This is a genomic window from Bradyrhizobium sp. MI1.3, assembly GCF_055811695.1.
Genome location: NZ_JBVVPQ010000120.1, coordinates 1 through 12,847, shown reverse-complemented (window position 1 = coordinate 12,847; position 12,847 = coordinate 1). Strand labels below are relative to the sequence as shown.

Sequence of the window (12,847 nt, the reverse complement as noted above, 5' to 3'; positions counted from 1 at the left end):
AAGGATCTCGTGATCCGCGGCGGCCATAACATCGATCCGGCGCCGATCGAGGAGATCATGTTCCGGCACCCCGCGGTGGGCGGGGCGGCGGGGGGGGGGCGCCCCCCCCCCCCCCCCCGAGGCCGAAGCCGTGGCCGGGCGACAGCAGAGTGCCGTTGGTCACGACGTGAGGCCCGAGATGATCGGAGGCCATCAGCTCCAGCGTCTTGCGGCCGATGATCCTGTTGCCGTCGAGCGTGCCACCATTGCGCAGCATCAGCGCGAAACGGGCATAGTCCATGGTGGTGGAGACGAGGCCGCCGCCGCCGGACTCCATGATTGGCTGCTCGAGCATGTTGAACAGCGCGACCTTGTCGCCGGTCCAGGGATCGGCCGCGAACGGCTCGGCGAGCCGGCCGACATTGGCCTCCGCTGTCGCAAAACCGGTCTCGGCCATCTGCAAGGGCGCGAGAATGCGCTCGGAGAGGTAGGTGCCGAGCGACTTGCCGCTGACGATTTCGATGATGCGACCGAGGATGTCGGTGGAGCGGCTGTAGTTGAACTCGTCGCCGGGATGGCAGACCAGCGGGAAGCTCGCCACCAGGGTGGCATGCTCGGCATTGGTGATCTTGCGGCTGCGCACCCGCGACTCCTGGTAGATCTTGTGCACGGGGCCGTCGCCCTGGTGCTCGTAGGTCAGGCCAGAGGTGTGGCGGAGAAGATCCTGCACCGTCATCGGGCGTTTCGGCGGAACCAGTTCCAGCTTGCCGCCGCTGACCACGCCGACCTTTTGATCGGCGAACTCCGGAATGAATTTCGCGACGGGGTCGGCAAGAATCAGGTGGCCGTCCTCGACCAGCGTCATGATGCCGACCGACACGATCGGCTTGGTCATCGAGAAGATGCGGAAGATCGAATCATGCGCCATCGGCGCCGAGCCCGTCGGGCTCTGCCTGCCGAGCGCCTCGAACCAGCCGACCTGGCCGTGCCGCGCCACCAGCACGGTGACGCCCGGCACGGTTCCCTTGTCGATCTCGCGCTTGAAGGCGTCCGACATGGCCTGGAGGCGGGTGCGCGACAGCCCCAGCGTCTCAGGGCGGGATTCCGGCAGAGGCGGGGTCTTCGGCGAGGTCGAGGGGCGGTGGGCGGCTGTCGCGGACGCTTGGGCAGTCGCAAAGGCTTGGGCAGTCATGGGCACTCCCAGTTGCTTATTATTGTTCGGAGCGGACTGTGGCCCAGAAGGCGCGGCACAAACAAGCGAGGCCAGCGCGCTTCACCCTTGCAATCCGGCCGCCCCCTGTGCTTCAAAGCGGCCTGATCCGGGCGGCAACGCAGGGTCCGTAGGAGTGTAGCTCAATTGGTAGAGCACCGGTCTCCAAAACCGGGGGTCGCAGGTTCGAGCCCTGCCACTCCTGCCAGCATTTTCAAGGACTTACTTAGGAAACCTAGCTCGGGTCAGTGAGGCCTGCCGGCGTGGGGTACACGGCGGGGTAAACGTTGCTGAGCTGGTGAGCCAGACGGTCCAGCCAACGCGCGTCTCTTCGGCGAGGGAAATCAGCAGCGATCAGATCAAAGCCGCGCGCCTTGAGCGGCGCGAACCTACCTCTTGAACCATAAGGTCCCGCGCTGGCCTCCAAAGCCTCCAGCATCTCGGCAAACCCAAGCCGGGTGTCTATCGGGTCGGAGACCTTCACAGCCTCATCATGATAGGTGCCGACGAGGTCGATGCCGGCGCGCTTCGCAAAACGCTCATGGCCTGCAGCTGTCTTCGGCCGCTGTCCTTGTCCTCGCCAATGTTGGCCGCTGAAGAGGTCCTCAAAAGCGAACGCCTTACCTATGCCGAACAAACGTACGTCATTCCTGAGAAATTGATACGAATATGGGCAGTGGATCAATGCCCACTTTGGAATCCCAGCGATTCGTTTCTGCATGGATAGAAGAAGAGGCTGTGACGTGAGAGCGTAGAGCTAATTTGGAATCGTGAGCCCGTGATGCATAGCTCGCGAAGCGCCGAGCGGGTTCGCATGTTCGAAGGTTGTAGGTCACCTGCTTGGGCAGCGGCTTGCCCGTTTAGGTTGGGTTCGGCAGATTGGACTGCAGACGGTAGGTCAATGATTCGATGACAAGCGATTTTAGAGAGTGTGAAATTTGGAGCCGCGTCTTCAAAAATGTCGACCCGAAGGACGTCGAGAAGGCTACTCGCCTAAAGACCTCGTTCATCGTGTTTCGGGAGCGTGTAAAAGGCATTCTTGAGAAAATCTCTAGTTGCCTTCCCAATCTGACAGTCCATGACATTACGCACATTGATGCGCTGTGGGACACTGCCGGCTTAATTGTTGGCTCCTCATATCCGCTGAATCCAATGGAAGTGTACGTGCTTGGAGACGTCATGCTGGCCCAGAAGATCGCGCTTGAAACGTGCGAGAGCAGCGCGCTCGCAGTAGCCCGAAAGTTCACTCCCAGCCGTTTCTTGTTCAGCCGGTCCCGCCCGCTTCGGTAGCCGCGGCGTTGTGTCAGTCAAGTTTGGGCGTGACGTCGCCTATTGGGCCCTTGGCTGACCCTGTCGCGCTGCCTGCCGACCGTCAGCTTGTGACGCAATGCAGACCTGAACGCGCAACTTAAGAAAGTACTACTGCCGTATTATCTGCCTCAACGCGCCAGACGTATTCTGATAATCTGCGTCGCCTCTAGGTTGTTGCATCGTTGAGGAGGCAGTCATGATCAGGCGCGTTCCTATTAATCCGGGTGATTTGACGGACCATGAGATCGGTACAAAGGACATTTTGACCGGCACCACCGACACACCGCTCCTCTATGGTGATGCCGGAAGAAGCCTGCTGGATCACTCCATCGGTGGTGACGATACTCTCACTGCGCAACTTGTCTTCAACGCTCCGCCACCAACTCCCCTCACATTCAACATGTTTGGCGACGCGGTCGGAAATATTTCCGATCATGCCAAGGGCGGCAATGACACGCTATCCGCCCAAGTCACTTACCCCTCGTTTTCTCAGCCCGCAGTTACGGTCAACATGTACGGTGATGCTGGCGGCAGCATCTCCGATCATGCCAATGCTGGGGATGACACGCTGAACGTTCAAGTCACCGGACTTCCGTCTGGTGGGCTGCTCTTTGGCCCGATAGTCAATGTCTTTGCTGACGCCGGTGGCAATCTGTCAGGTCACGCCAAAGCCGGTAACGACGGCATCACACTCTCTCTCGGAGATGGGCACTTTACAGACACTGTTTACGGCGATGCTGGCGGAAACCTGTCCGGTTTCGCGGAAGGGGGGAACGACACCTTGACGGCCAGTAACGGGCCAGAGAGGACCTTGCGGTTCTATGGCGACGCTGGTGGCAACATGTCTGACTATGCTCACGGCGGCAACGACAGCTTCACAAAAAACGGCTCCTCTGAAACCAACAATTATTTCTACGGCGATGCCGGTGGCGATATGTCGGGCCACGCTGCTGGTGGTAACGACATTTACACGATGCACGGAATTGAAACCGACAATTTTGTCTACGGTGACGCTGGCGGCGACATGTCTGATTTTGCTAAGGGTGGCGATGACACCTACAATCAGCTTAGCGGCACTTTCTTCCCAAACATCTTCTATGGCGATGCTGGCGGCAACATGTCCGGCCACGCTCAGGGCGGCAACGACACCTTCAACAAGACCGGCGGGGAGGGAAGTACGTTCTACGGCGACGCCGGAGGCAACATGGGCGATCATGCCGTCGGCGGCAATGACACCTATATCGGCGGCAGCGCATTGCAAAGCGGCGACATCGCATCCGGCTTGAGCAGAGCTTACGGCGATGCGCTGACCATGTCCGGCGACGCTCAGGGCGGCAACGACAGTCTGACCGGAGGCAATGTTCCAAGCCCGGCTCCTGCCGGAACATACGATACCATGCTTGTCGGGGATGCGCAGACGATGTCTGACAACGCGCGTGGAGGGAACGACCAGCTGATCAGCGGCACCGGCAACGATGACATGTGGGGCGACGCTCAGGTGATGCTTGAGCTCGCGAAAGGAGGCAACGACACCTTCGTGTTCAGCGTCAATAACGGCCACGACAAGGTCGAGGATCTCGGTCAGGGTCTTTCGAATTTAGGAACCGACCACATCGATGTCGCTGCGCTTGGTATCGAGAACTTCAGCGAACTCACGATCTCGGCATTTGATCCGACCACACACGAGAGCACGATCACGTTCAGTGCAGGCAATGACGTGATTCTCCATAGCGAGGAAGCACTCAGGCCTCAGGATTTCATATTCGCGCCGCATGGCCTCTTGCTGACCTAGAAGGGAGTGGGCTGGTCCACTGGGCTGACGTGCGCCGGGCTTTTGTTCGTTGCGCGTCGAGCAAATACACCGGTTCGTCAACTAACCAGCTTGCGGTGTAGTCGCGTAAGGCGTCTTCCGCGGGAATGTCGGGGCGGCCAGCGCGTTAAGCCGCTCCTCGGCAACCGCTGCGCGTTCTGTTCCTTTGGTACCGTTCCGTGTCCGCCAGTTCAGGAGAATGGAAAGGCTTGCTGTAGCAGCTGCCTTGAAGGGAGTTGACGGGCTGCCTGTTGCAGCAACCGGCCAGGAACCCTTTTTAATCGGATTTGTTTTTTTCTCAGACAGGCGGGCTCAGCCCTCTTGTGACGGTCTGTTTGCGAAAATGAGTTCGGTAGACGTGGTTGTTCCCTGCTTCCGTTATGGGCGCTTCCTGCGAGAGTGCGTCGAGAGCGTTTTGACGCAATCCGGCCCCGAACTGCGCGTGCTTATTATCGATGATGCGTCGCCGGACAATACAGCGGAAGTTGCGGAAGGGTTAGTCTGCTCCGATCCCCGCGTCAGTTATTGCAGGCACACCTCGAAACAAGGGCTGATTGCTACCGCCAATGAAGGCATCGCCTGGGCGAGAGGCGACTACATGCTTCTGCTGTCTGCGGACGATTACCTCTTGCCCGGTGCCCTTTCGAGATCAGTCGAGCTGATGGACGATCATCCGTCCGTCGCTTTCACCTTCGGCGGTGCGGTCGTTCTTGATCAACGCGGGGAGCGTTCGCGGCGTCGAACAGGCGTTGGATCGACAACCCGCGTTTTGTCCGGACTTGATTTCATTGCACTTAGTGGCGCAAAAAACATTGTGCTGTCACCAACCGTTGTGGTTCGCACAAGCCTGCAGAAAAGATTGGGCGGGTATTTAGCTGATTTACCGTACGCCTCTGATATGGAAATGTGGTTACGGCTGGCCGCACACGGCGATGTCGGGGTCATTGCCGCTGACCAAGCCGTGTATCGAGCGCACTCGGCCAATATGTCAAGTGAGCCTTCGCGGGAGCAAGACCTGCTCCAACGCAAGGCAGCGATAGAACATTTCCTGGATAGTAGCGCCGCGAGGTTGACCAACGCTGCTGATCTTCGTATCCGGATGAACCACATGTTGGCACTTGAAGGGATCGGCTGCGCAAGCGCTGCCTTCAATGAAGGCGCGATGGCGAGCTCAGCACGCCTGTCTAAACTTGCCGTGAGTATCGATCCGAGCGTTCAAAGATCGCGTCGTTGGTGGTTTCTCGCCTGCAAGAAGGTTCTTGGGTTGCGAGGATGGCAGCTGGTGCGGCCTGCAGTTGAATGGTTTAGATCTACCGTGCGGAAGGACCACCGCTGAAGGCTGCCAAAACGACTGGGCCCCTATCCGACCTTGTCAGTTTCGTTCGCGCCTGCCCATACCTCAGCGGATTTACGGCGCTGCCGTCGATAGCTCGTTGTTGGGCCAGTGTGGATGCGACGCCTGTTTATGAATAGGAAATCGACCTCGATCAGCGTGGGAAAGGCGTAGTGCGTGGGAAGGACTGCATTTACGGCAAAGCCCCGTTCTTCGTAAAATGTTACGGCTTCTCTCAGGCTCGGTTGGTCTTGGTACAACGGAGCGATTGCCACTTCGGATTGGAGGCCATAGAATTCTGAGAGCATCTCGCCGGCTCCCGCGGCAACGGAGAGGTCATGCCCTTGAGTATCCATTTTCAGAAAGGCACGCTTGAACCCAAGCGCTTTTTGATATTTGCGAAAGTAATCATCGAGCGTGTCTGTGTCGATGCCGATTCTTTCTGACGCGGCTATATCCCGCTCAAACACGCCACCCGACAGCGGCGTATGCAGAGACGATAGGGAATGCGACGATGCTACATTAAACTCGACATGCCGTCGCGTTGAATCCAATGCAACGCTCTCAACATACCAACTCGCATCGTAGACAGCTTTTTCGCGCAGCGCCTTCGCAAGTTGCGGGATAGGTTCGAACGAAACAATCTGGCCATCATAACCGATAGACCTCAGCAACTCGGCATATTGCCCCTCGTTTGCGCCAACGTCAAAAACGCAATCGGCGTCGAGATAGACGAGCAGTTCGCGGAGCGCATGCTTCTCATGCAGCAGGGGGAAACGATGCGCATGCGCGATTCCAATCGACATCTTGTTAAAGGCGATATCCTGCAGGAGCCGCTTAAAGGTCAGCATGACTGCCACTCGGGGGTTTTCCAGCTATTGACGTTGTGGTAGGCATTAATTATAAATAAATGCAAATTAACTCGCAATAAATGCGCAAAACAAGATCTGACCCGTTTAAAAATGTGGAGCAGAACAATGAAGATCGCCTCGGGAGTTTTGTCTGCATTAGCTCTGGCCTTCACTCTAATAATTTCTGCGCCGCCCGCCCTAGCCTGCAACGGCAATGGAAATTGCGAAAACGCGCCCGGCCAAGTGAAGGGAGCCCCCGGTCCGATTGCTGGCACCGGCCTTCCGATTCTCGCCATTGGCTACGGTGTCTACTGGTTGGTTAAACGCCGTCGTAAGGTTGGCTGACATTGGTAGCTCGCCTGCCCCGGGGCAGCCTGTCTTACCTGACATTTCGGTGGGTACTTCAAGCGGTCGCAAGGGGGTGCACGCCAATCCCGAAGAGAGCGATTGCTAGCCTGTTATAATGAGCACGCCGCGCAGGCGAGGCGTTGCAGTTAGCTAATCGCAATCTCCGCTGATACTAGCCGGACGAAATCGTTGTGTCCGCTTTCGTCTACGCCAGAGTTCAAGGGATTTCGGTTCTCAAGCAAGGCTCTATCGTGGTCTGGGAAACACTCGGCGGCTGAAACGAGGCGAGGCACTGGATTGTGGTCGCATGTTCAAAGGAGTGGATTGCACGTGGTACATTGCGAATATCGAGGCAGTTGTCACGCGGAGAATTCTTTGCGGGACTATTCGCTCTCGGTTGTGTAAGTGGCCTCGCATCACGCATCATCCAATCAGTTAACCGGCTTGGATGGGCGGAGGCACTTTTCAATACCTTCGGGATTAGCATAATTGTGTGGATCTCGTGTGCCGCCGGGGTATCTCTTGTTCATCGAGACCGAACGTTTGGGGTGCGTCCGTCAGAGCTGGCCCTGGGGGCAGGTTTTCTCTTTCTCGTCGTTCTTCCGATCGGAGCCCTGAGCTGGCTCGCAGTAACCGCTCTTAGTCTCTACATCATTATCTCCGCCGATGTCGTCTCATCTCGACGGGGCGCTTTCATATTACTGGCTATCACCGTGCCCATGCTTTGGAGCCGGTTGCTATTTCAGTTTTTTGCCAACCTAATATTGCAAATCGACGCGTCCCTCGTTGGTTGGATACTGGGGACGCATCGGACCGGGGACATCGTGGAATTTGCTGACGGATCCGGAGTTCTTGTAATCTGGCCAGCTTGTTCTTCGCTTGCGAACGTGTCTCTTGCAGTACTGTGTTGGGTTACCGTGAGCCAATTAGCGGGCTCCAAGAAATCCGCTTACGACGTGTTGTGGTGCCTTTTGGCCTGCGTTTCAGTAATAGCAGTGAACGTCGCGCGGATTAGTTTGATGGGTTTGAGCCAATGGCATTACGCCACCGTCCATGGATCATGGGGAGACACGGTCGGCAACACAATCATACTCGGCCTAATAGTCGGCTTCAGTGTTCTTGGGGTGAGGCGTGAACTATTCCAGCGCATTTAGGTGGTCTATTGCTGCCGTGCTTTTGTTGACGATTGGATGGAAGATCGCAAGCCAGCCCGAAACTCAAAACTATTTAAAGGACGACCTTATCAAATTCTTTGAACGCAACCACTTCGACGTCGTCGTGACCGACGAGGTCGTGAATTACACGCCGATTATCCGGGCGAGCAGAGCCTCGTGCCATCTGCAGATCGCGACACTTATTCCCGATGGCTCGAACCGGGATCTCATTCGGCATCTTGCTGCAGGTACAGATCGTTCGTTCGTTGTCTTTCGCGGCACGGTGTACGTCCAACAGCCCGTATTCTGGACAGTACTCGATTACTTTTGGTCCAAATTTCTTCGCGAGCTTGGATTGATTAAGCACATTACGCCCGTCATTAGCGTAGCGGTGAACTCATCGTGCAATGGCGAGGGACTTCCGTGGGGTGAGCTAGAAGGTGTCAGGAGAGATCCGCGCTGAACGCCATTGATTGCCAAGAGCTGATGGCGGGTCGGCGCCATCGGCGACCTGCCGTAGCCTACTCCAGTCGACATCCCTCACGTCGGATGCGATCGCGAAGTCGGGCGCAGGCGCGCCGAGGGTACCTCTGAGGAGTTATGAAGTACATTTTCATCGCGGTCGGCTGCTGGCTGCTGCTGAACCTGCTCTTCGTTGTGCTAGTCACTCCGCCGCGTAGGTCGCGCCGGCCGCGACAGCTTGCTCGCACGATTGAAGCAGTCAAGAAATTCATTTTGAGCAGACGGCAGCCCCCTACCTGAGTGGAGACAGTGGGGTTCCGAATTTCCGGAACTACTCGGGTTCGCAGACGGGATTCACATGCTTTAATGAAGCCGAGCGCGGTCGCTGATTTAGTCTTCTCATTTGCTCTGATGCTGTCCTGATAGTGATTTTTGTGGTGGGGAGGACATTTATGCGAGGATCTCGCGCAATCCTTTACGAACGACTTAGCGAACTCGCTTCTCAGCTCTCAGAGTTGCAAGATCTTCGAGATCTGGTGGAAGAAGTTGAGCGAAGCGCCCGCGGTGTGCCTCCATTACGCTTGATACATCCTCCGTCGCGCCGCGTTCGGCGTCGTGAACGGGGCGCTTTGTCTGTTCGCCTCCGTCGCCACGCGCCACTAAGCGGGAATGCAGGAGCTATCAGCCCCCCCTGACAACGACAACCAAGTCGATTGGACTTTGCTGGAGCCATCCCTCGTCTAGAGCCGGGAGCCAGTTTGCTTCCTTGTACGCACCGGGGCTGTCTTTTTGGATGTAGAGCGTCACCGTGCCGCCCGCGTCTTTCTTCACCCGACAACATTGGAGAGTTGATCAAGTAACGGTTGATCGGGTTCTTTATCAGGAACTGGCTCTTCCGGTCGTGCATCGTCACCCACGGCTAGGAGTTCGCTCCGTCTCACGCTTGGAGGCCGGCCTTACGCAGCGCGTTGGAGTAATGTTCCTTATCTTGCTGTCTCTTGAGATAGTTGACTAAACCTGTGGAGATCCGTTCATCGGAAATCAATGCACACAGCTTCGCAATGGCTCGTTGTGCCTCGCTGTAAAATCCAAGTACCGAATTGCTGGCCGCGATCACTCGAAGCGCCGGAGGCCAGTCGGGCTTCAGCCGCAACGCCTTGATAGCCCATTCAATTGCCTCTGCTTCTCTTCGTCCAATAAAGTGAGCGAATGCCATAGCGGAATAAGCAAGAAAGATACGCGGATCTAAGGGATTGAGCCTTATAGCACGATGCACACTGTCGATCGCCCGGTCAGCATCGCCTGCGTACGCGTTGATCCATCCAGCGCGGGCCCATGCTACAGAAAGATTGGTATCCAACTCGGTGGCCCGCGTAACCAGGGAGATGGCCTCGTCATTCTCACCGAAGAACATCGCCATCGCATGCGCCGCCCAACAAAGCGCAATTGGATCATCCATCCCAATGTCTCGCGCTCGATGAATTAGCCGCGCAATTTCTCTTTTATCTTGATGGTTGGACCAATGGCTTGATCGATCCATAATGTAGCAAGAAATTGCTAGCCCGTAAGGCGTTGTAAATTCAGGATCATGATCGATCGCCGCGTAGAAAAGCTTCTTTGCTTGGTCATTATCATCCTTGGTCCAGCGATTCCAGCTCGAGAGTCCACGCAGGTAGAGATCGTAAGCATCAAGGCTGATGGTGGATTTCTGCTTCGCTCGTTCTATTTCGGCTTGCTCTATCCGAGGCGCAATGGCGCCTACTACCCGAGCGACAAGGCCGTCTTGTAGATCGAAAATATTCTCAACATCATCGGCAACGTGATGGTCGAATTTGTCCGCCCATAAGTGAGAACCAGTGACGGCGTCTATAAGTTGTCCTGTAATGCGAATCCTGCCAGCTGCCTTTCGAACGCTCCCTTCAAGTACGTAACGCACGCCCAATTCACGTCCGACCTGTTTGATGTCGACGACTCTGTCTTTGTAAATGAAGGTCGAGTTGCGGGCGATCACAAACAGCGATCTGAACCGAGAGAGCGCGGTGATGATGTCCTCGACCATACCATCCGTGAAGTATTCCTGGCCGGGACCGCCCAACATGTTCTCGAACGGCAGGACAGCTATAGAAGGCTTGTCGGGCAGCGCCAGCGGCTTCTTGGCCCATGGGTCGGGCACAGAAACCGCTCCATCCTTCAATTTTGCTGCGTAGGTACGAACAGGCCGGTCGATGTTCTTAAGGTTCTGCTCGCCTAGATCGACGAACTCAACCGGGACCTTGCCACGAACCTGATCGTAGGCAAAAGACGAGATGCAAATGCCACCGGGTTCCGCGATGCTCTCAAGTCGAGCCGCGATATTGACGCCGTCTCCAAAGATGTCATGGGCCTCGATGATTACGTCGCCAATATTGACGCCCACACGGAAAGCTATACGTCTTTCTTCAATCTCACCGGCTGTAAGTTCCTTGGTTCGAGTCTGGAACTGCAAAGCAGCTCGAACCGCCTCAACCGCGCTTGGAAACTCCGCCAGGAAACCGTCACCGGTGTTCTTCACGAAGCGGCCCCGATGCTCCGCGATCGCGGGGGCTACACCCTCCGCTAAGAGAGATGCCAGCCTGGTATGCGTCGCCTCTTCATCCTTGTGCATAAGCCGCGAATAGCCCGCCACGTCAGCGGCTACAACAGCTGCTAGTCGACGCTCGATGCGTTCGCCCGCCACGAAGGACCCCTATGATCTAAGCCAAGAGATCAAACCATAGGGACTGGCCTCGCGCTAGCGGGTAGGCTCCGTGACTCAGTAGGCTTACCCCGCGATTAAAACGACAGATGACCTGACTATCGCTAGGAAAAGCGTTTCGACATGGAAGCTGACCACCTTGAAAAGGGCGTGTCTAGGTCAAGTACTGTGAATTTGGCTTGGGCAACGATGCTTTCTTAGCGAACATTTCAATTCGGCTTTCAGCGTGTGATGCGAGAGCTTTTGTGCTTCCGGAAGAAGATGAGCCGAGAGTTAGACGCATTGACGACATGGCGGCAGTCGTTGCTTAGCCTGGGCCAAACGGATGAGAACCTTATAGTTGATATGGGAAAGTTTGAGGATATTCTGACCGAATGATCGACCGTTCTGGGCAGCTGGAAAGATGCGGAAGGCAGTGGACCTGCAAGACTGGGCTTCGCAAGTTGCGGCAGACACCTACCGGCTAAATTTGCTCTGTCAGCTCACGGGGCGAACAATCCCCAAGGAGCCATCGGTCAGCGATGATGAACTCACCGACGCCATAAGCCAAAGCTTCACGCAGGTGAGCGACGCACGGTTCCGAGAGATGGTCGAGATATCAACCGACGCGGCCCTCGCAGCTTACGACAGGGCAGTATCTGCTGGCATCAGGTTTTGGCGATCCCGGCGCGGTAACTGATTGCTCGGAAAGATCCCTGGCATCGCTCGCCAATGTCGGCCCTGAGGTCTGGTTGTGGCCCGTGGCTGACCTCAGCCCGGAGCGCGGGCATGTCCGCTTCGGGCAACTGACCCGACCAAGGCCATGCTGGCTGGAGAGGGCAGCCTTTGACCGAAGCGGATTACCTTTCAAAGGGCATTAAGTCATACTGCCAGGCATGAAGCATCGGACGCGCGGATGGCCGTCTATGTAGTGCCTCCAGACCATTGTGCGGCCGAAACGGTTTGGTTCTGTGATAACCGCGCCATCAGGTACGATCACCCATTCGTCGTCAATGAGGACGCGGTAACGCCCACGAGTGGACTCCCAATCCGCATCGGACACTATGTACCCGTCGGCATCGGTACAGCACTTCCCAAATTCGCTCTGCAAGCTTTCGAACCATGGCTTCAGCGGAGAGTGGTCGTATCGGCCATCGTCACGTGCCAGTACGGGTGTCAGTAGCAACGCTGAGCCAAGCAACGATGCCGCAAGTTTCGCTGGAAACATCTCTTTGCCTCCGCGATATTCACCGGCCGATCCGCTGGCTTGGTGCGGCTTAGGCTGGCAACCCGGAAACTAAGTCCTTTGCAACTGCCGCTGATGAGTGACGGTAGCCAAAATCGCTCGACGCTGTGATGGGATAGTCCATCCCCATCGTCTACTGACGTGAGTCCTGCAATTCGAGCGAAGGTTCAAAAACGACAACAGTTCAACAAAGGTCAGTGCAGCTGCTTCTTTGGCCCAGCCTGTCAGGACGACTTGGGCCGACTCGGCCGATTGACCGCTGCTGGCCCATCAGCGAAGTAGCAACGCACCGGTTGAGGTCCGCTCAGTGAGGCATGGCGGACCAGATTTGCTCTTCTTCGCATTTTGACCCACATGTATGGTCCGGCCGCGCGTTGCAAGAGGTTTCGTCAACCTGGCAGATGCGGTCTTGCATCAATGTATCCGGCCT

General features: G+C 56.6%; 10 protein-coding genes, 1 tRNA gene and 1 pseudogene. 6 read left to right on the top strand and 6 right to left on the bottom strand.

What is annotated here, in order from left to right; all coding sequences use genetic code 11:
* Window positions 1-55: 55 nt before the first annotated feature.
* Window positions 56-1,171, bottom strand: coding sequence for a serine hydrolase domain-containing protein (locus AC0L3A_RS38540; RefSeq protein ID WP_473256360.1), 1,116 nt, complete (start codon window positions 1,169-1,171; stop codon window positions 56-58).
* A 150-nt stretch (window positions 1,172-1,321) separates the two neighbouring features.
* On the opposite strand from AC0L3A_RS38540, the gene AC0L3A_RS38535 reads away from it, so the two are divergent.
* Window positions 1,322-1,397, top strand: a tRNA-Trp gene (locus AC0L3A_RS38535).
* Between the two features lie 27 nt (window positions 1,398-1,424).
* On the opposite strand, the gene AC0L3A_RS38530 is transcribed toward AC0L3A_RS38535, so the two are convergent.
* Window positions 1,425-1,910 carry a hypothetical protein gene (locus tag AC0L3A_RS38530; RefSeq protein WP_219683749.1) on the bottom strand — a complete coding sequence of 162 codons (486 nt, stop codon included), beginning with the start codon at window positions 1,908-1,910 and terminating at the stop codon, window positions 1,425-1,427.
* 188 nt (window positions 1,911-2,098) lie between these two features.
* On the opposite strand from AC0L3A_RS38530, the gene AC0L3A_RS38525 reads away from it, so the two are divergent.
* The 3 genes from AC0L3A_RS38525 to AC0L3A_RS38515 all read left to right on the top strand — a co-directional run bounded on the left by AC0L3A_RS38525 (window position 2,099) and on the right by AC0L3A_RS38515 (window position 5,646).
* Entirely contained in the window at window positions 2,099-2,479 is a 381-nt protein-coding gene (locus tag AC0L3A_RS38525; protein WP_354128765.1) for an HD domain-containing protein, read from the top strand.
* Between the two features lie 217 nt (window positions 2,480-2,696).
* The gene (locus AC0L3A_RS38520; protein WP_473256359.1) at window positions 2,697-4,292 is read left to right on the top strand and encodes an autotransporter outer membrane beta-barrel domain-containing protein; all 1,596 of its coding nucleotides are present in this window, start codon (window positions 2,697-2,699) and stop codon (window positions 4,290-4,292) included.
* Window positions 4,293-4,509: 217 nt separating this feature from the next.
* Entirely contained in the window at window positions 4,510-5,646 is a 1,137-nt protein-coding gene (locus AC0L3A_RS38515) for a glycosyltransferase (RefSeq protein ID WP_473256358.1), read from the top strand.
* Window positions 5,647-5,669: 23 nt separating this feature from the next.
* Here AC0L3A_RS38515 and AC0L3A_RS38510 read toward each other — a convergent pair whose 3' ends face one another.
* Window positions 5,670-6,494: an FkbM family methyltransferase gene (locus tag AC0L3A_RS38510; protein WP_219683747.1), complete on the bottom strand. Its 825-nt coding sequence runs from the start codon at window positions 6,492-6,494 to the stop codon at window positions 5,670-5,672.
* A 126-nt stretch (window positions 6,495-6,620) separates the two neighbouring features.
* Between AC0L3A_RS38510 and AC0L3A_RS38505 the strand changes: the two genes are divergently transcribed.
* Both AC0L3A_RS38505 and AC0L3A_RS38500 read left to right on the top strand, forming a co-directional pair.
* The gene (locus tag AC0L3A_RS38505) at window positions 6,621-6,839 is read left to right on the top strand and encodes a hypothetical protein (protein ID WP_219683745.1); all 219 of its coding nucleotides are present in this window, start codon (window positions 6,621-6,623) and stop codon (window positions 6,837-6,839) included.
* A 1,134-nt stretch (window positions 6,840-7,973) separates the two neighbouring features.
* Complete coding sequence (locus AC0L3A_RS38500) at window positions 7,974-8,459, top strand: hypothetical protein (RefSeq protein ID WP_219683744.1); 486 nt, start codon at window positions 7,974-7,976, stop codon at window positions 8,457-8,459.
* Between the two features lie 737 nt (window positions 8,460-9,196).
* Here AC0L3A_RS38500 and AC0L3A_RS38495 read toward each other — a convergent pair.
* From AC0L3A_RS38495 to AC0L3A_RS38485, 3 genes and pseudogenes are all read right to left on the bottom strand, one after another.
* Window positions 9,197-9,371: pseudogene (locus tag AC0L3A_RS38495) on the bottom strand (DUF1214 domain-containing protein); the annotation flags it as partial.
* Between the two features lie 24 nt (window positions 9,372-9,395).
* Window positions 9,396-11,174: an adenylate/guanylate cyclase domain-containing protein gene (locus AC0L3A_RS38490; RefSeq protein ID WP_311985909.1), complete on the bottom strand. Its 1,779-nt coding sequence runs from the start codon at window positions 11,172-11,174 to the stop codon at window positions 9,396-9,398.
* A gap of 874 nt (window positions 11,175-12,048) precedes the next feature.
* Complete coding sequence (locus AC0L3A_RS38485; protein ID WP_246649192.1) at window positions 12,049-12,399, bottom strand: hypothetical protein; 351 nt, start codon at window positions 12,397-12,399, stop codon at window positions 12,049-12,051.
* Window positions 12,400-12,847: the final 448 nt, after the last annotated feature.